15 protein-coding genes are annotated in these 18,158 nt (G+C 36.0%); 3 read left to right on the top strand and 12 right to left on the bottom strand.

Translation table 11 applies throughout. The features are described 5' to 3' along the window. Window positions 1-12: 12 nt before the first annotated feature. The 10 genes from HMPREF2660_RS09170 to HMPREF2660_RS09125 form a co-directional block, all read right to left on the bottom strand. Window positions 13-1,074, bottom strand: a complete 1,062-nt coding sequence (locus tag HMPREF2660_RS09170; RefSeq protein WP_070486866.1) for an acyltransferase family protein — start codon at window positions 1,072-1,074, stop codon at window positions 13-15. After that, window positions 1,067-1,687, bottom strand: a complete 621-nt coding sequence (locus HMPREF2660_RS09165; protein ID WP_013597319.1) for an IMPACT family protein — start codon at window positions 1,685-1,687, stop codon at window positions 1,067-1,069. Before HMPREF2660_RS09165 ends, HMPREF2660_RS09170 begins: the two co-directional genes overlap by 8 nt. Next, window positions 1,680-2,717, bottom strand: coding sequence for a bifunctional diaminohydroxyphosphoribosylaminopyrimidine deaminase/5-amino-6-(5-phosphoribosylamino)uracil reductase RibD (ribD, locus tag HMPREF2660_RS09160; RefSeq protein ID WP_070486865.1), 1,038 nt, complete (start codon window positions 2,715-2,717; stop codon window positions 1,680-1,682). The genes HMPREF2660_RS09165 and ribD overlap by 8 nt, the downstream gene beginning before the upstream one ends. Further along, window positions 2,714-4,597 carry a DUF349 domain-containing protein gene (locus tag HMPREF2660_RS09155; protein WP_070486863.1) on the bottom strand — a complete coding sequence of 628 codons (1,884 nt, stop codon included), beginning with the start codon at window positions 4,595-4,597 and terminating at the stop codon, window positions 2,714-2,716. The genes ribD and HMPREF2660_RS09155 overlap by 4 nt, the downstream gene beginning before the upstream one ends. A 67-nt stretch (window positions 4,598-4,664) precedes the next feature. Next, complete coding sequence (locus tag HMPREF2660_RS09150) at window positions 4,665-5,393, bottom strand: shikimate dehydrogenase family protein (protein ID WP_070486861.1); 729 nt, start codon at window positions 5,391-5,393, stop codon at window positions 4,665-4,667. Between the two features lie 3 nt (window positions 5,394-5,396). Then, window positions 5,397-6,068: a VTT domain-containing protein gene (locus HMPREF2660_RS09145; RefSeq protein ID WP_013597315.1), complete on the bottom strand. Its 672-nt coding sequence runs from the start codon at window positions 6,066-6,068 to the stop codon at window positions 5,397-5,399. A 13-nt stretch (window positions 6,069-6,081) separates the two neighbouring features. Then, entirely contained in the window at window positions 6,082-7,395 is a 1,314-nt protein-coding gene (gene murA / locus HMPREF2660_RS09140; protein WP_070486859.1) for a UDP-N-acetylglucosamine 1-carboxyvinyltransferase, read from the bottom strand. Window positions 7,396-7,404: 9 nt separating this feature from the next. Continuing rightward, complete coding sequence (locus HMPREF2660_RS09135; protein ID WP_013597313.1) at window positions 7,405-8,067, bottom strand: DUF4290 domain-containing protein; 663 nt, start codon at window positions 8,065-8,067, stop codon at window positions 7,405-7,407. Window positions 8,068-8,167: 100 nt separating this feature from the next. Next, a complete protein-coding gene (locus tag HMPREF2660_RS09130; RefSeq protein ID WP_013597312.1) occupies window positions 8,168-9,844 on the bottom strand; it encodes a PNGase F N-terminal domain-containing protein in 1,677 nt (558 codons plus the stop codon). Between the two features lie 8 nt (window positions 9,845-9,852). Further along, a complete protein-coding gene (locus tag HMPREF2660_RS09125) occupies window positions 9,853-11,016 on the bottom strand; it encodes an acyl-CoA dehydrogenase family protein (protein WP_070486858.1) in 1,164 nt (387 codons plus the stop codon). 139 nt (window positions 11,017-11,155) lie between these two features. Between HMPREF2660_RS09125 and HMPREF2660_RS09120 the strand changes: the two genes are divergently transcribed. Together HMPREF2660_RS09120 and lat are read left to right on the top strand one after the other, a co-directional pair. Then, window positions 11,156-12,691: an L-piperidine-6-carboxylate dehydrogenase gene (locus tag HMPREF2660_RS09120; protein WP_070486948.1), complete on the top strand. Its 1,536-nt coding sequence runs from the start codon at window positions 11,156-11,158 to the stop codon at window positions 12,689-12,691. Window positions 12,692-12,725: 34 nt separating this feature from the next. Beyond that, complete coding sequence (gene lat / locus HMPREF2660_RS09115) at window positions 12,726-14,027, top strand: L-lysine 6-transaminase (protein ID WP_070486857.1); 1,302 nt, start codon at window positions 12,726-12,728, stop codon at window positions 14,025-14,027. A 74-nt stretch (window positions 14,028-14,101) separates the two neighbouring features. Here lat and HMPREF2660_RS09110 read toward each other — a convergent pair whose 3' ends face one another. Together HMPREF2660_RS09110 and HMPREF2660_RS11175 are read right to left on the bottom strand one after the other, a co-directional pair. After that, entirely contained in the window at window positions 14,102-16,267 is a 2,166-nt protein-coding gene (locus HMPREF2660_RS09110) for a S46 family peptidase (protein WP_013597308.1), read from the bottom strand. Between the two features lie 304 nt (window positions 16,268-16,571). Next, window positions 16,572-17,384 (bottom strand): LuxR C-terminal-related transcriptional regulator, encoded by an 813-nt coding sequence (locus HMPREF2660_RS11175; RefSeq protein WP_070486856.1) that lies wholly within the window; start codon window positions 17,382-17,384, stop codon window positions 16,572-16,574. Between the two features lie 48 nt (window positions 17,385-17,432). Here HMPREF2660_RS11175 and HMPREF2660_RS09100 point away from each other — a divergent pair, with 48 nt between their 5' ends. After that, entirely contained in the window at window positions 17,433-17,876 is a 444-nt protein-coding gene (locus HMPREF2660_RS09100) for a hypothetical protein (RefSeq protein WP_070486854.1), read from the top strand. The last annotated feature ends 282 nt before the right edge of the window (window positions 17,877-18,158 follow it).

Below are 18,158 nucleotides of genomic sequence, written 5' to 3'. Positions count from 1 at the left end.
AAGAGGCTTTTTTTATTGATTTTGTTGACTATAATTACGGTATTTGTTTTTTATCCACCGATTGATAGGCTTCTCGAAATACTCAAATGTTAATATGCTTAAGCCTAACGAAACTATAAGATAAAGACCAATCTTCACAAAATCATTCAGCTCTGGAAACCAAAGATTTCCATATTTTATGATTATCATGTGCAACATATAAAAACTAAAACTAATTTCTCCTAGATAGATAAGCATTCTGTGTTGTAATATTCTGGACAAAATACCTTTTTCTACCGAAAAAAATACAATTATTAATGACATTGGTAACCAATAATAAATACCGTACCGAAACATTCTTGGAACAAACTCATGCAAAGAAAAGAAAATTATCAGCACAAAAAATGCGGAAATTTCTAAAAGGCTACCTTGACGGAAACTGATGTTTTTTAGTAGATAATTGAAACGTCGATATTGATTATACAAAATAATTCCAATAAAAAAATCGATTGTTCGTACCAATGGATGAATATAAAATATGCCTTTCTCGTAATCGAGATCAATATGCGGTTCGATGAAAATGATTATTGGTATCGCAAGTAAAGGAAGAAATCGACTGATCGGAAACCGATGCAATAGACTAACTAGAAAAGGAAATGCTAGATAAAAGAAAAACTCGGTAGAAATACTCCAAGAAGGATTGTTGATAGAAAAATAAAACTCCTGGATTGGAATATAAGATTGTAACAAGAAAAAATTGAAGAAAGCGACAAGAGGATCCCATAAATTTTGATGAAAAACAAACGGAAGCATCAAGAAAAAGGTAAGAAAATGCAATGGGTATATTCTTGCAAATCGATTGATATAGAAGTTCTTTATACTAAATTCGTGTGGTTTATTGATTTTGTTTTGATAGTTGAGTGCCAAAACAAAACCACTCAAAATAAAGAAAAAACCGACGCCTAAATAACCTTCAAAAAATACAAAATTTTTTAGCCAATTGTACCAATGTAATTCTGTAGATACAAAAGTTAGATGGCTGAGAAAAACAGCAAATGCAAAGAAAAAACGCAATGATGTGAGGGAGTTAATCATCCAAAACCTTTAATTTCAATTGATACATTTCTTTGAACTGACTTTCGAACTTTTCAAGTAGGCTATTTCTAACTTCGACAACAAACCTACAATTTGCCATAAATTCTTTGTTTACAATTTCACCGTTTACACGTTCTATATTTCGCTCTACAATCCCTTGCTGATCGTAATTAAATATCAATTCAACTTTTTTCGTCAGATAGCGTGTAACAATTTTGGCCTCTTCCAATGCAATTTGTGCACCGTATTTGTATGCTTTTACCAGACCTGGCACGCCCAATTTTGTCCCCCCAAAATAACGGACAGATACCACCAACACATTGGTTAACTCGAACGAAAGAATTTGGTTGTATATAGGCAATCCTGCCGAACCACTCGGCTCACCGTCATCATTTGCTCGATAATCTTCCTTGTTTATACCCAATATATATGCATAGCAATGATGGGTAGCATCGGGCCATTTTTCTCGCAGATAATTTAGTTTTTCTCGTACTTCTTCTTCGTTTTTTACCCGAAAAGCATAGTTGATAAACTTACTTCCCATCTCTTTGAAAATTACCTCTTCTGCATCATGAGCAATCGTTAAATAAGTATCATCTGTATTGTCAATCATTGCGATAGATTCGTAAAAAGTCGTTGTATATTATTTGTGTTTTACTTGGTTTTTTATGAAGGTGAGGAGCAAAAATTCCGTCTTCCCAAACGGTCGAACTACTAAAAACTCGGGCTTCATCCCAAAGGTTTTGCTCGATAAAAGTTTGCAGCGTTCGACTTCCACCTTCGATGATTATCGATTGAATGTTTTTTTGATATAAAATTCTTAGGATTTCTTCTAGGTTATTTTCTTTTGATTGTAACTGAATATATTCAATTAATTCATTTTTTCCTCCTTTCACTTTATTAAAAATAATTGTGGGTAGGGTTTGATCAAAAAGATAATGTGTCGTAGGCGTAGATAAGTCATAATCAATTAATACTCGGATAGGGTTTCTGCCTTGTACCAAGCGACTGTTGAGCTGCGGGTTATCTACAATGGCCGTATTCTTCCCAACCATAATGGCTTGTTCTTGTGTTCGCCACCAATGCACCAATTGTTTAGAAAAACGGTTGCTTATCCATTGTTGTGTATGGTTTTTCGGGGCGAAATATCCATTGGCTGTTTGGGCCCACTTTAGGATAACATACGGTCGTTTTTTCTGGTGAAATGTAAAGAAACGACGATTCAATTCTAAACATTCTTTTTCTAATATGCCAACTGATACTTCTATGCCATGGGTACGCATTCGATTGATTCCTTCGCCATTAACCAAAGCAAAAGGATCTAGACAACCTACTACAACACGAGGAATTTTGTGTTCGATAATTAGATCACTGCAAGGTGGTGTTTTGCCAAAATGTGCACAGGGTTCTAGTGTAACATAAAGGGTAGAAGAGGGCAATAATTCTTTTTTTTCTACCGAGTGTATAGCATTTACTTCCGCATGTGGTCCTCCATAAAAAGAGGTAAATCCTTCACCGATAATATTCTGATTATGGACAATCACCGAACCAACAAACGGATTGGGGTATGTATTTCCCAATCCGTTTGCAGCAAGTTTTAAACAACGATTCATATAGAATTCATCAGTTCTATCTTGTGTCATACTTGGTTATCTTCCGAGTTATCGGGTTCTTTTTCGTTATTTTCCTCCGAGTTATACTGGTATAGTTTTCTCAATTTTTGATTTAAATCATTCCGCTTGTTTTTCTTTTCTTCCAATTCTTTGTAAACATTTTTTAGTAAAGGACTGTTTTGGTCGGTACCCGAAAAGAAAGAAATATTGTTGTCTAACTGGATGATTTCTTTATCCAAATCGTCTATTTCTTTTTTGGTGTGGATAATTTCATTGTCGATCAAATGAGCGTTTTTACCAGTTTTGGCTTTGTTAAATATTGCTTGTAATCGGAAATCTTGCATTTCTTCATCGGAGATAGCGAGTTTTTTAACTTTTTTATCGATTTCTTCCCGAAACTGATTGGCTATATTTATATTTTTCATTGGGACTTTCCCTATCGAATTGAAAGATTTTTCCAACTCGAAAATCCAGGTTAAATCTTTTTCTTTATCTCCCGAAGTTGTATAGTTTTTTACTGTTTCTATAAGTTGTTTTTTCTCGGATAGATTTTGCTCAAGTTTTTCATTCTCAGCTTCATTGCGTTTCTTATAACGATCGAATAATTGATTACAATATTTTTTAAACTCTTTCCAAACCCGATCCGAGTGTTTGCGGGGTACATGCCCTACTTTTTTCCAATCTTCTTGTATTTGTTTGATAACTTTTACCGATTTGTTCCAATCTGTACTTTCTGCATGTTCTTTGGCAATCTCAATCAAGGCAATTTTTTGTTGCAAATTATCTTCTTGATTAGATTTTAGGTTTTTATAAAAAGTGTTTTTTAGGTGATTGAAGTTTCTTGTTGATTGTTTGAACTCGTCCCATATTTCATTGTTGTGCGGCTTCGGTACACGTCCAGTTTTAAGAAATTCCTCTCGTAAATCATTTACCTTTCGGATAGCTTTTTGCCAATCACCGTGTTTATTATCTCTACTGTTTTGGGTGATTTCGTTAATCGATTGAACAATTGCACGTTTTTTGGCTAAATTATCTTCTTGTTCTTTTTTCAATAATTCGTTGAGTTCTGCTTTACGATTATGTATTTTGTTGGTCAATTCTTTGAACTGATTCCATGTAACTTCTCTAAATTCTTCGGCAACTGGGACTGCTTCTTCTTTCCATAAACGGTGAAGATACTGTAACTCATTGAGTGCTTTTTGTACGTTTTCTTCGCTCACTAATTCTTCAGCACGCTTGATGATCGATTGTCGAACTTCTAGATTATGACTCATGTCCAACTCTCGAAGTTCTTTGTTCATATCTAGATATTTATAGAAATTATCCAAATGAAAAAAATAGTTTCTATATACATTATTAGCTTGTGCTGCCGGAACTCTTCCTGCATTATGCCAACGGGTTTTTAGGTCACGAAAGATTCTGAAAAGATTCTGATTATTTTCTTGAGGATCCTGATACAAAGCTTTCAACTCTTCGATAATTTCGAGTCTTTTTTCTAAGTTTTCTTTTTCGGTTCTTTCTGTTTCTTTATAGAAAAAGCTTAATTGTTTTTTATAATCTTCGTAAATTACATAAAATTCCTTTTTTAGAGGACTATCATACCGGAAATGGATTTCATCTCCACCTTCGTTCACAAATTGTTCTCTTTTCTCTGCCGCATCTAGTGCCATTTTGTTTTTTGCAGCCTCACGAATCAAAGAAAAATGCTCTTTAAGTTCTTGTGCAGGATGGTTTTTTAACAAAATGCGTGCTTCGTTGAGGAGAATTTCTAAATCGAATTTTTCATAATCTTTTAGTGGAATCACATTTTGATTTTGTTCTTCTTGAATCGCTTCTGATTTGTACGACTCATTTGTGTTATTAGGTGATTTTCCATCTGCGTTTTGCAGGTTGTCCATATCCGTTATCATAACAAAAAATAATTTAGTTGTGTTAACAAATCTAGAGAAAAAAAAGTGAAATATCAAGGATTATCGTTTACAATCCTACCCAAATCTCCCAAGATTTTTCTGCTTGCAAGTGCAACATTTCTAAACCATTCTTTGTTTTCGCACCTTTTTTCTTCCCCAACTGTAAAAAAATTGTTTCCTCTGGATTATAAATCAAATCATACAAATAATGGATGTCTGTTAAGAACTGATACGGAAGTTTTGGTGTTGCATTTATTTGTGGATAAGTGCCAACAGGTGTACAATTGATTATGATTTGATGGGACGCTAAAATATCTTCATCCAGAGCGTCGTAGTGCAGTAATTTTTTATCATTCCGAGAAACTATTGTATAGGGTATCCCAAGCTTGTTCACCACAAAAACCACTGCTTTACTTGCACCTCCGTTACCCAAAATCAATGCTTTTTGATGATGCTTACTCAACATCGGAACAAATGATTTTTCGAAACCATAAACATCTGTATTATAGCCGATTTTTTTTCCGTTGTCTATTTTTACGGTATTCACGGCACCAACTTCTTTTGCTTCTGGGGAGAGCTCGTCTAAATAAGGAATTATTGCTTGTTTGTAGGGAATTGTAATGTTAAAACCTAATAAATTTTTGTTCCTAAAAAGAGTTTCAATTTCGTTAATATTCTTCAGGTCGAATAGTTCGTAGGAGTAGTTGCCAAGATTCAACTGTTCGAACTTCTCTGTAAAATACTTCACAGAAAAGGAGTACGAGATGTTTTTTCCTATCAAACCTAATGTGTACATTCTTTATGGCTTGTTTTTTTGGAGTTTTGCTTTAATGATTCGAATAAGCATCGGAGTGTTTGCTGCAATGATAATCCCGAATATAAAAAGCTCTAAGTGCTCTTTTACTAACGTAAATTGACCTAAAAAATAACCCAGCATAGAGATAACTCCTACCCATAGAATTGCGCCTAAAAAACTATACGTGATAAAGGTTTTGTAGGGTAGGCGAGTGGTGCCACAAATAAAGGGAATTATGGTGCGTACTACCGGCATAAAACGGGCTATGATAATTGCTTTTTTCCCGTTTTCGTTGAAAAATACGGTAGCTTTTTCTAAATGTCTTGGTTTGATGAAGAATTTGTTCGGATTGGTCATTAGCCACTCACCAAATCGATGCCCTATATAATAATTGAGGTTGTCACCCAAAATAGCAGCAAGCATCAGCAGCGGTATGATATATTCAATGTGTAGGTGATTCTGATCGTCGCTTGCTGCAATCATGCCAATCGCAAAAATCAAGGCATCACCAGGTAAAAATGGCATGATAAAAGACATGATTATCAGTCCAGTTTCTGCAAAAATTATCAAAAATAATGCAGCATAAATCCAATATCCGTATTGGTTTATGAACTCCATAATAACTTTGTCGGGCCGTTTGACAAAGGTGGTAAAAAATTCGATTATGCTCAACATCGATTAGCGTAGCTTAGATTCTAGTAATATCGGCTCCAAGCGCACGTAAACGAGTGTCGATGTCTTCGTAGCCTCGATCGATTTGTTCTATGTTGTGAATTGTACTCGTCCCTTTAGCAGAAAGAGCCGCTATGAGCAACGCAATTCCAGCTCTAATATCGGGCGATGTAAGATCGGCAGCTTTCAATGGAATTTCTTGGTCGAGGCCTATAACGGTTGCACGATGTGGATCACATAAAATAATTTGTGCACCCATGTCGATTAGCTTGTCGACAAAAAATAAACGAGATTCGAACATTTTTTGATGAATCAGAACGCTACCTTTTGCTTGGGTTGCAACGACTAGTATAATCGATAAAAGATCGGGTGTGAAGCCTGGCCAAGGAGCATCAGAGATGGTAAGGATAGAACCATCGATAAAACGCTCTATTTTATATTTTTCTTGACGAGGGATAAAAATGTCATCATCCTTTTTTTCGAGTTTGATACCTAGTTTCCTAAAAACATTTGGGATAATGCCTAGGTTTTCCCATGATACATTTTTGATGGTAATCTCGGATTGTGTCATGGCTGCTAGTCCTATCCAAGAACCTATTTCGATCATATCAGGAAGAACTTTGTGTTCGGTTCCTGAGAGTTTTTCTACACCTTCGATGGTAAGAAGATTTGATCCGATTCCCGAAATTTGGGCTCCCATACGATTCAGCATTTTACATAACTGTTGAATGTAAGGTTCGCAAGCAGCATTGTAAATTGTCGTAGTACCTTTACTCAAAACTGCAGCCATGATGAGGTTTGCAGTTCCGGTAACAGACGCTTCTTCGAGTAGGATATAACTTCCCTGTAAACCAACTTTTGGGTCAACTTCTACACCATAAAAAGATTCTTCTGTATTGAATCTGTATTTTGCGCCTAGCTCAAAAAATCCTTGAAAATGTGTATCCAAACGTCTTCTTCCGATTTTGTCTCCTCCAGGTTTTGGCATATATGCCTCGCCAAAACGAGCCAAAAGAGGTCCCATTAGCATGATAGATCCGCGTAAGGCTGCGCCATCTTTTCTGAATTCGTTACTTTTTAGATAATCTAATTTGAGTTGATTGGCTTGGAATGTATAATCACCTTTACCGTTTTTTTGTACTTTAACTCCTAAATCTACTAAAATTTCAATGAGACGATTAACATCTTTTATGTCGGGAATATTCGTTACATGAACTTTCTCTTCAGTTAATAAAACAGCACAAAGTATCTGTAAAACTTCATTTTTTGCTCCTTGTGGAGTAATTTCTCCCTTAAGTTGTTTACCTCCTTTTATTTTGAAAATTGCCATTTTGTTGATTTACTTGTTTTTAGTATTACTGCGATTATTGATTTGGTGTTTGTTCTGATTTTTGTAATTCTTATGATTGTTGTGATTATTGTGGTTCTGATTTTTGTTCAGGTTTTGTAATAATCGATCAGAGGGAATCAGAGTTTCGTTAGAGTTTCTTAAGTCAAATTGTTGGTTCGATAGTTCATACAAATGATTGAAAATAACTGCATCATCCACAGTGTCTTTGTTCCATAATAAATAACTCTTTTTCATGTGGTTGGCAATGGCAAAAATCAACCCTTCTTTCTTGTCTCCATCTTCCCAAGTGAGTGCAACTTCGATCATTTTGCGAATATTGTTCCCGTAATATCGGTATTTATTAATCCCTTTTGGATATGGTATAATGTTGGGTTTGCTGTTGATTGTATCTTTGGCAGACGGAATGGGGTAAGGGGATTTTACGTCGAGCTGAAATTCTGACATGATAAAAAGTTGATCCCATAACTTATGTTGAAAATCAGGAACATCGCGTAGATGTGGGTTCAATTCACCCATAACCTCAATGATGATTTGTGCAAAACCATTGCGCTCTTCTTCGTCGGCAATCGTCATACAATGATTCACCATTTCTTGGATGTGTCGTCCATATTCTGGTATAATTAATTGAGTACGCGTTGTATTGTATTCCATAATTTTCCTCTACGTTATCGTTATTTTTACTTACAAAATTACAATTTAAATTTGGTTCTTTCGGATATAAGTGTGTTTTATGAAAATATTAATTTTCTACTTATTCTCCTAACAAGATTCCCGATACCGACCAAAAACTAAAACTATTGCCTTCTTTTTCTCCTTGCGGAATAATAATTTGTAATTGATGTTTACCTGCTTTTAGGTTTCCTAGTTGTATATAATAAGGTGGTGTTACAGTTCCTGGGCACCAATTAGAACGACTATAGTCGGATGATGATAAACCGTTTTCAAAATTTCCAGATGCAGGATTCATCATTCTATAACTCCCGCAATCGGTGCGCCATGGTGCGAGCTGAAAAACTTTTTTGTCGTTCAAATAAACTGTATTTTCCTTTGCCAAGAACTCATCGCCGTTTTCCCAACCACCATGTCCGGTAGTGATCAATCGTAGATAAGCATTGTTCCAATCTTCTTTCAGATCAAATCTCACCACTAATCCTTTTTCATCCGAAAAAAGACTTCCGTAATTTTGACCTGCCATTTCCATTACATTCAGTGTATTAAAGAGCGGTAGACTTTTTTGGGTAGGAAAAACGCTTTTGCCACCCCGATGAATTGTAGCTTCTGCAGAAACTATATGACCACCCTGATCATAATTCCCGATAAAAATCCCTATATAAACTTCTTTGTTAGAAAGGAGATTTTTTAGGTCGGATATTTCTTGACGATATTCTGCAGCATTCAACCAATGATGATCTTTTATCTCGATATGATTAAATTCTCTAATACCAAATGGCGTAAAAAAACGCATCAATTCTACTAAAGGTTCATAATTTCCTATCCGAATCATGCCCTGATATTTTTGTTTGTTTTTGTCGGTTATAAAAGGTAAAACCTCAATGCCGTTTTGTAAAGCTTCTAAAAAGTTTGGTTTTTTTTCTATGGGAATCAGAAAAACAGAACCCGTTCTATCATACGCATCACCGTTAGAAAATTGTGTAAGCTGCAAAAAAATTTGATCATCTTCTTGGAGTGTAGGAAATTTTATTTTTTTTACGACCACCGTTCCATTGGCGAAAATTGACGTTGAATCGGGTGAAAATTGATTCTTTGCACCAAAATGAATTTGTTGATGATCGAAAATAGGAATATGAACAAAACGGCTTTTCCATACCAAATTCCTATAATCGAGCATAGGTACAAAGACTTTCTCGAAATCGAAATCCGTAAAATGATGGATTTCTATGTTTTTTACTTCTTCGATTTTATTTACACGAATAGAAAAGTTATTGTTACGTTCGTATTCCATCACCAAGCCAAGCGGCAATCCAACTGTGTTAGGTGCCGCCTGAATCGGTAAATTATCTACATACCAAAGGTCTATCTTGTTCGAGTTGATGTGTACTTCGGCATGTTTACATTTAATTCCTAAAATTCGTTTACTTCTTTTCGTTTTCTTGTACGTAAGATTTCCATTACCAATACTATTTTTAGTCGCAATTACCGAGTCGTTAGAAAAGAAGGTAATCGGATAAAGAATGCTGTCGTATTTTTGGTAAGAGATAATTTCGTACGGGTATTTCTTTTGTGTCGAAAAAGCATTTTTCGCACCGATAATACTTTCTTGTTCATTTGCCCAAACCACCGTCGGGTTTTCTTCGTCGACTTTTACATCGTTAGAGAATTTTTCATACGTGATTTTATACGCAGTTTGTGCCGAAACAATACAGCTTATTAGAAATAATAAAATAAACGAAATAAGAGGTTTGTTCATAGATTTTTTTAGAATGCATTGATTCCTGTAATATCGTTTCCGGTAATTAATAAATGAACATCGTGGGTTCCTTCGTAGGTGATAACCGATTCTAGGTTCGCCGCATGACGCATCATAGGGTAATCGCCTACAATGCCCATTGCACCAAGAATTTGTCTCGACTCTCGAGCAATATCAAGGGCGATTTTCACGCTGTTTCTTTTGGCCATAGAAATTTGTGCTGGCGTTGCTTTGTCTTCATTCTTTAAGGTTCCTAATCTCCATACCATTAATTGTGCTTTGGTAATCTCAGTAATGAATTCGGCTAATTTTTTCTGTTGTAATTGGTAAGAGGCAATTGGTTTTCCGAATTGGGTCCTTTCCAATGAATATTGTAAGGCAACTTCGTAACAATCGATCGCTGCGCCAATTGCTCCCCAAGAAATACCGTATCTGGCAGAATTTAGACAAGACAATGGTCCACGTAAACTGTTGACTCCTGGTAGGATGTTTTCTGCCGGAATTTTTACATTTTCAAAAACCAGCTCACCAGTTCTCGAAGCACGTAAAGACCATTTTTGCATCGTCTCTGGGGTAGAAAAACCTTCCATGTCTCGCTCAACTATCACACCCGATATTTTTCCTTCTTCGTTTCTTGCCCATACCACAGCAATATCACAAATAGGAGCATTGGTAATCCACATTTTTGCACCATTCAAAATATAATGGTCGCCTTCTTTTTTTAGTTTTGTTTCCATCCCGGCTGGGTTAGAGCCGTGGTTTGGTTCCGTTAAGCCAAAGCATCCTATCATTTCTCCCGATGCTAATTTTGGTAAGTATTTTCTTTTTTGTTCCTCAGACCCATAGGTGAAAATAGGATACATTACTAAAGAAGATTGTACCGATGCAGCCGAACGAACAGCAGAATCTCCTGCTTCTAATTCTTGCATGATCAAACCATACGAAATTTGATCTAATCCTGCACCGCCATACTCTTCCGGAATGTAAGGGCCTAAAGCACCAATTGCACCTAATTTTTTCATCAAATTAGGGATTTCTGTATGATTTTGAGCGTGTTCATCGATCACGGGTTTTATTTCTTCATTTACAAATTTGCGTACCGAATCACGAATTAATAAATGTTCTTCTGTTAACAATTCATCAATGTTGAAATAGTCTGTCGTAGAATTCATATTTTCATTTTTTTGTGTGCCTAAAACTAAAACTTATTTATGATTTTCTGAAATTGAGAAGGAAAATATTCATCAAATTCATAAGTATTTGTGAAAATTTTTACTTATTTTGGGACAATTAAACGACAAAAATAGAGAGATGAGTTTATTAAACGAATTGAAAAACTTAGGTTTAGAAACTGAAAACTTAGGAGGTTCTACAGGTCAACAGTGGTTGGCAAATGGCGAATTTATTTCTTCTTTTTCTCCAGTAGATGGAAAAGAAATCGGAAAAGTAAAAACTACAACACGAGAAGATTATAATCACGTAATCGAGAAAGCCCAAGAAGCTTTCAAAACTTGGCGATTGGTTCCTGCACCCAAAAGAGGTGAAATTGTGCGATTGTTAGGAGAAAAATTACGGGAACTAAAACCAGAATTAGGGAAATTGGTTTCTTATGAGATGGGTAAATCTTATCAAGAAGGAATGGGTGAGGTACAAGAAATGATTGATATTTGTGACTTTGCCGTAGGATTATCTCGTCAATTATACGGTTCTACTATTCACTCAGAAAGACCAGGACATCGTATGTACGATCAATATCATCCATACGGTATTTTAGGTGTAATTACAGCTTTTAACTTTCCTGTAGCCGTATGGGCTTGGAATACATGTATCGCATTGGTTTGTGGTGATGTAGTGGTTTGGAAAGCAAGTGAAAAAACACCTTTATGTGCCGTTGCATGTCAGAAAATTTTAGCCGATATTCTACAAGATCAAGGGTATGGAGAAGGGATTTCTTCTATAGTAACAGGTAATCGAGAAGTAGGGGAATGGCTAGCAAAAGATGAAAGAATTCCTTTGATTTCAGCAACAGGCTCTACACGTATGGGGAGAGAAGTTGCTGTTACAGTTGCTCAACGTTTAGGAAAAACCCTGTTAGAACTTGGTGGAAATAATGCCATTATCGTAACACCGAATGCCGATATAAAAATGACTGTCATCGGTGCGGTTTTTGGCGCAGTCGGAACGGCAGGTCAACGATGTACTTCTACAAGAAGATTAATCGTACATGAAAGCATTTACGATCAAGTAAAAAAAGCCATGGTAGATGCCTACCAGCAATTGAAAATTGGCAATCCTTTGGATACCGCAAATCACGTAGGTCCATTGATCGATCAAGATGCTGTGAAAATGTATCTTTCGGCCTTGGATAAAATTAAACAAGAAGGAGGTGAATTAGTTGTCGAAGGAAAAGTACTAGAGGGAGAAGGATACGAGAGTGGATGTTATGTACAACCAGTTATTGCAGAAGTAGAAAATCATTATGAAATTGTCCAACAAGAAACATTTGCACCTATTTTATATTTAATTAAATATTCAGGTGAGGTGCAAAATGCAATTGATATTCAGAATGATGTTAAGCAAGGCCTTTCATCAGCCATCATGACCAATAACTTGAGAGAAGCAGAGTTATTCTTAAGCGCTAGCGGATCAGATTGCGGGATTGCCAATGTAAACATCGGGACCTCTGGTGCAGAAATCGGAGGTGCTTTTGGTGGTGAAAAAGAAACAGGTGGCGGAAGAGAATCCGGTTCTGATGCATGGAAATTCTATATGCGTCGCCAAACAAACACCATTAATTATACAACCGAATTACCTTTAGCACAAGGAATAAAATTCGATTTGAAATAATCAAAATACATCAATAAAAACACACAAAAAAATAATGAAAACACTTAATCTAACTAAAACCGTTCACCAACGTTTGGGCGAGCATATCTTAGCCGATGGTTATAATATAGTGATGGATATCGAGAAATCTCACGGTTCTTATTTGGTTGATAAAAACGGAAAAAAATATCTCGATTTCTTTAGTATGTTTGCCTCTTCGCCTATCGGGTATAACCATCCACACTTGGTGAAAAACGAAGCTTTTTTAGGTAGAATGGCAGTGAATAAACTAGCCGTTTCGGATATTTATACCGAAGAGTTTGCAGACTTTGTCGATACTTTTGCACGCGTTGCAATGCCAAAAGAATTGCAGTATAGTTTTTTTATTTCGGGAGGAACACTGGCTGTAGAGAATGCTCTAAAAGCTGCATTCGATTGGCGAACTCGACTCAATTTTACTAAAGGAATCGAGGAAGAAGCCGATCAAGTGATTCATTTCAAACAAGCATTTCACGGGCGTTCGGGCTACACTCTTTCGTTGACCAATACCAATGATCCACGGAAGTACGAATATTTCCCAAAATTTAATTGGCCAAGAATAGAAAATCCGAAAATGTTTTTTCCCGTAACGGATGAAAATACACAACAAACAATAGAGGCAGAGAAAAAGGCAGTTGCTCAGATACACGAAGCTTTGAGAAATAATCCGAACCGTGTAGCATGTATAATCATCGAAACTATTCAGGGTGAAGGTGGTGATAATTATTTCCGTCCAGAATTCTTGCAAAAATTACGAGCAATTTGTGACGAGAATGAAATTCTTTTGATTTTTGATGAAGTACAAACCGGAATCGGAATGACAGGAAAAATGTGGGCTTATCAACATTACGAAATCATTCCGGACATTATTTCATTCGGTAAAAAAGCACAAGTTTGCGGAATTTTAGCCAACAAAGAAAAGCTAGATCAAATACCGAACAACGTATTCAAAGAGTCGAGCCGAATTAATTCTACTTTTGGTGGGAACTTTATTGATATGATTCGATTCAAATTAATTCTCGAAGTTATAGAAAAAGAAAATTTGGTTGAGAATGCACGTGTTCAAGGAGAATATTTTTTGCAAAAATTACATGAACTTCAGTCGCAAAATCCGACCATAAAAAATGTTAGAGGAAAAGGATTATTCATCGCTTTTGATTTAGAAAATGGACAATTACGCGATGAGTTTATTCGTCATTGTTTCGATAATCAATTAATTGTTTTACCATGTGGCGAGAAATCGGTGCGTTTTCGTCCACATTTAAATGTTACTCAAGAACAAATCCACCAAGCGGTTGAGATTATGAAAGCCTTGTAAAAAGGCTAAAGTGCAAGATAAAAAAAGGTCTTCCGAAAACTCGGAAGACCTTTTTTTGAATAGAATAATCTAGATTATTCTACGATAGTCAATTCATCTATAATGTTGGTAGCACCAGCATATTTGTCAACAACCCATAGAACATAACGGATATCTACCGAGATTGTACGTTGTAATTTCGGATCGAAGATAACATCGCCCGCCATTGCTTCGATGTTTCCATCGAATGCAATTCCGATCAATTCTCCATTCCCATTCAAGACCGGTGAACCAGAATTTCCTCCGGTAATATCGTTATTCGATAAGAAGTTTATCGGCATATAGCCAGCTTTGTCAGCGTAACGACCAAAATCTTTTTCTTTTGCAAGATCTAATAAGCGTTGTGGATTTTCGAATTCCTCATCACCAACTTTATGTTTGGCAACCAATCCATCCATGGTTGTGTAATAGTTAGCCGGTGCATCTGGCTGACGATTTGGATTGGTACTTCTAGGTAATGGTTGAATAGAACCATAGGTTAGACGCAAAGTGCTATTGGCATCTGGATAAAGAATATGTGCAATTTTCGATTCGCGTAAACCTTCTACTAACAGACGGAAATTCTTTTCGTAAGCATCGTTCAATGCTTTTTGTTGATCTGTTTGTTGGTTATACTTTTCTATCAAAGAAGAAGAAAGTTTGAACAACTCATCGTTTTGCAATAAAGCAACATCTGGACTATTCAGAAAATTTTCGACTTGTTTTTTATCGGCAAAAAAACTTTTGCCAAAAGCATCGTTTACCCATTGCGTAAAGTTGTTGTTATTGTTTGCAGCCAAAGTGCTTACGTACGGCGCTATCCCAGCTTGTTTTGCTTTGGTAGCATATAAATTAAGCTGAGCTACTAATACGTCTTTCTCAAGCGGTAAGTACATCTTATCGTAAGTTGCATCTAATAACGCCTGGATTTGTGGGCGCATCTCCTTTCTTTTAGCTTCATTGGCTTCTGCATAGTTTGCCAATGCATTCCCGATTCTATAAGGTGCCATGGCAAAAGCACTACTTCTCAACATTCCCATCAAGTAGTTATCGTGCATCGCTTGCAAATTGGTGGCTGCATAATAGGTATTTAGGTTTTTAATAACCTCACCGTATTTTGCTTGGTTGTGTTTTTTATTTGCCCATTTATTGAATTTCTTTTCTGTTTTGGTTTTTGTTTCTACCGTTCCGTGTAATTTCAAAGCTTCGATCATTCCTTGACGGTTTTTCCAGTAATTGGCAACTCCGGCATATTTAGAAGCATAGTTGATTTTTACTTCTTGGTTCTGATCCATGTGTTTTTTCATCTGATCCATTCCAACTTTAGAAGCTTCTACCCAAGCAGGATAAGCAAAGTTGATGTTCTGCGCTACACCTTGAGCGGGCATCCAACGATTGGTACGACCTGGATATCCTAAAATCATAGCGAAATCTCCCTTCTCGAATCCTTTTAATGAAATAGGCAAGTGGTGTTTTGGTTTCATTGGTATATTTTCTTTCGAGTAGGGTGCAGGATTTCCATTGGCATCTGTATATACACGGAAAATAGCGAAATCTCCTGTGTGGCGTGGCCATTCCCAGTTATCGGTATCTCCACCGTATTTACCAATCGCGTTGGGAGGAGTTCCCACTAAACGAACATCTTCGTAGTCTTGATACACAAAGTAGTAATACTCATTTCCTTGGAAAAATGAACGAACAGAAACAATGTATTTTCCTCCTTCGTTATTCTCTTGTTCGATTTTTGCAATCTCTTGATTGATGATTTTCTGACGATCGATTTCCGACATTTTATCATTTACTTTGCTCAGTATTCTTTTCGTTACATCATCCATACGAACAAAGAAACGTACTTTTAGGTTGTCTGGTTTCAGCTCTTCGCTTTTGTTTTTTGCCCAAAATCCGTTGGTCAAATAATCATGCTCTGGAGTAGATAATTGTGCAATATTTCCATAACCACAATGGTGATTGGTGAGAACCAAACCTTGGTTAGAAATAATTTCTGCCGTACATCCACCGCCAAACTGAACAATCGCATCTTTCAAGCTATTGTTATTGACACTGTAAATTTCTTCGGGCGTTAATTGCAACCCCATTTTTTGCATATCACGACCATTCAGACGCTCGATATGCATCAAAAACCACATACCTTCATCGGCTTTTACTTTGGTAAACGGAAAAACCAAAAGTGCCATGAGGGTGGTAAATAAAAATTTTTTCATTTTTTTATTAATTTTAATTTACTTTATTTGGGCTAAAATAAACTATTCTGTAGAAAACTTCCTTTTTTTTGGTAGGAAATTGATTCAAATAATAAAAATCTCTATCTTTTAGATACTCTTTTATGAAAGAAACTAATTTATTTGTTTTAAAATTGTACTAAAATGAAAAATTAAAGTTTTTAGTTTAGAATACTCATAGAGTTTAAAGACAATACCTAAATCTGTTTCCAATATGAAACTTTAAAGCAGTAAGTTTTAAATTTACATTCCTGAAGATGAAATTGTTTCATAGAAAAACCTGTGCCTATTTGCCTACTAAATCAAACGCAAGAGCAAATCGCAACAATTCGGCAAAGGATTTTACCTCTAATTTTCGGATGATGTTTTTTCGGTGGGTTGCAACAGTTTCTTTTGAAATAAAGAGCTGATCTGCAATTTCGATGGATGATTTTCCGATGCTAAGCAAAGTTAAAATTTCTTTTTCGCGTTTGGTCAGTAAGGCAAATTTCTTGTAGTTACGTGTGATATATTCATTTTCATCTAACACCCGTTTTACCTTTTCCATCAGGGCTCCAACACCATCAATCGGTGTGGAAAGCATAATCAATCGTTGCTGATCTGCATCATTCTTTTCTAATAATTTACATACTGTATAAAACCATCTGTGTTTATCGGCCTTATAAAGTTTTACCCGCTGAAAAAAATTGAGTTGCGTAGCATGATCTCCTTCATTACAGTAACGGAAAAGTTTTGGGTAAATATCTTCCAGATCTTCCTGCACAAAAAACTCTTCATAATATTGGGCTCTCAGTGCATTGAGCTCTTCCAGCTCCACGCCCAAATGGTGACAGCCCCAGGTATTCATGTAAACGATTTGCTGCGGAACGCCCTCACTTAAGCTGTGAACCACAATTGAAGCCGGGATAACTTCTGAAATATCAGCTACATCAAAAGAATCCTTTGACAGATTCCGTTCAATCTGAAAAAGTTTCTTTTCTATGTTTAAAAAGGCTTCCATATCGGTATGTTTCTGATTTTCAGGGTAGTTTTTCTTCAAATTTACAGAAAAAAATGAAAGGAATTGATAAAAAATACCCTTTGGTGGGTATTGTTTCATGTAAACACCACAAATAACTTTGATTTATCAATGATAATCTATAAAAGCATGAACACTATTACCAAAACAATAGCAGGCATTTTCGGGATGATGATGTTGCTAACCGTACAAAACGTAAACGCACAAACCTATTACGGTTATGTAAGTGCAAAAGAGAAATCTGAAAATGTAGCTTCGGATAAAGTAAACCGATTGATTGTTTCGAACGTATTCGAAATAAAATTTTGCCGAAGTAGTCAAGTGTCTTTTTACAGTATAGATACTGGTGGCGGTACCACATCGGCAATACAAAATGCTTTTAAAGCAGAGTACGATTACGGCTATAAATTACGTGGTTATTACATAAACCAGCACTATGCCGATGTGCAATTCTTTAAAACGTACGACGAAGCCGAACGTAGCCGCAAAAGCGTAATTGCAAAATACAAAAACGATGCCTACAACCCTGTATATCATCAGGTAGTAGGTATTTCGTTAGAATGTTTTAAATAAAAACGAATCAACTTCCATGGAGTTTAAAACTCCGTGGAAGTTTTAAAACAAATTACAAACATTAAAATTTTAAGATAATGAAAAGATTACTACTTATATTATGCGTTCTCGGTTTTGCAAACCTAAGCCAAGCACAAACACCTACTAAACAGCAAACTGTTAATGAACTGAATAATCAGAAATGGAAGGTTGAATACAGGAATTATTATGATAGTTATACTCGCGGAGTTACAAGAGGACATTATCAAACTATGTAAGTTCCCCGTTTTTCCAACAGTTCAA

It is taken from the genome of Weeksella sp. HMSC059D05 (genome assembly GCF_001809725.1).
In the GTDB taxonomy this organism is placed as follows: domain Bacteria; phylum Bacteroidota; class Bacteroidia; order Flavobacteriales; family Weeksellaceae; genus Weeksella; species Weeksella virosa.
This window is presented reverse-complemented; position numbering and strand designations above follow the sequence as displayed.

Coding starts and splice junctions, on each gene's coding strand:
- HMPREF2660_RS09170 (WP_070486866.1), bottom strand. CDS start 1,074: ATGATTAACTCCCTCACATCATTGCGTTTTTTCTTTGCATTTGCTGTT.
- HMPREF2660_RS09165 (WP_013597319.1), bottom strand. CDS start 1,687: ATGATTGACAATACAGATGATACTTATTTAACGATTGCTCATGATGCA.
- ribD (WP_070486865.1), bottom strand. CDS start 2,717: ATGACACAAGATAGAACTGATGAATTCTATATGAATCGTTGTTTAAAA.
- HMPREF2660_RS09155 (WP_070486863.1), bottom strand. CDS start 4,597: ATGATAACGGATATGGACAACCTGCAAAACGCAGATGGAAAATCACCT.
- HMPREF2660_RS09150 (WP_070486861.1), bottom strand. CDS start 5,393: ATGTACACATTAGGTTTGATAGGAAAAAACATCTCGTACTCCTTTTCT.
- HMPREF2660_RS09145 (WP_013597315.1), bottom strand. CDS start 6,068: ATGTTGAGCATAATCGAATTTTTTACCACCTTTGTCAAACGGCCCGAC.
- murA (WP_070486859.1), bottom strand. CDS start 7,395: ATGGCAATTTTCAAAATAAAAGGAGGTAAACAACTTAAGGGAGAAATT.
- HMPREF2660_RS09135 (WP_013597313.1), bottom strand. CDS start 8,067: ATGGAATACAATACAACGCGTACTCAATTAATTATACCAGAATATGGA.
- HMPREF2660_RS09130 (WP_013597312.1), bottom strand. CDS start 9,844: ATGAACAAACCTCTTATTTCGTTTATTTTATTATTTCTAATAAGCTGT.
- HMPREF2660_RS09125 (WP_070486858.1), bottom strand. CDS start 11,016: ATGAATTCTACGACAGACTATTTCAACATTGATGAATTGTTAACAGAA.
- HMPREF2660_RS09120 (WP_070486948.1), top strand. CDS start 11,156: ATGAGTTTATTAAACGAATTGAAAAACTTAGGTTTAGAAACTGAAAAC.
- lat (WP_070486857.1), top strand. CDS start 12,726: ATGAAAACACTTAATCTAACTAAAACCGTTCACCAACGTTTGGGCGAG.
- HMPREF2660_RS09110 (WP_013597308.1), bottom strand. CDS start 16,267: ATGAAAAAATTTTTATTTACCACCCTCATGGCACTTTTGGTTTTTCCG.
- HMPREF2660_RS11175 (WP_070486856.1), bottom strand. CDS start 17,384: ATGAAACAATACCCACCAAAGGGTATTTTTTATCAATTCCTTTCATTT.
- HMPREF2660_RS09100 (WP_070486854.1), top strand. CDS start 17,433: ATGAACACTATTACCAAAACAATAGCAGGCATTTTCGGGATGATGATG.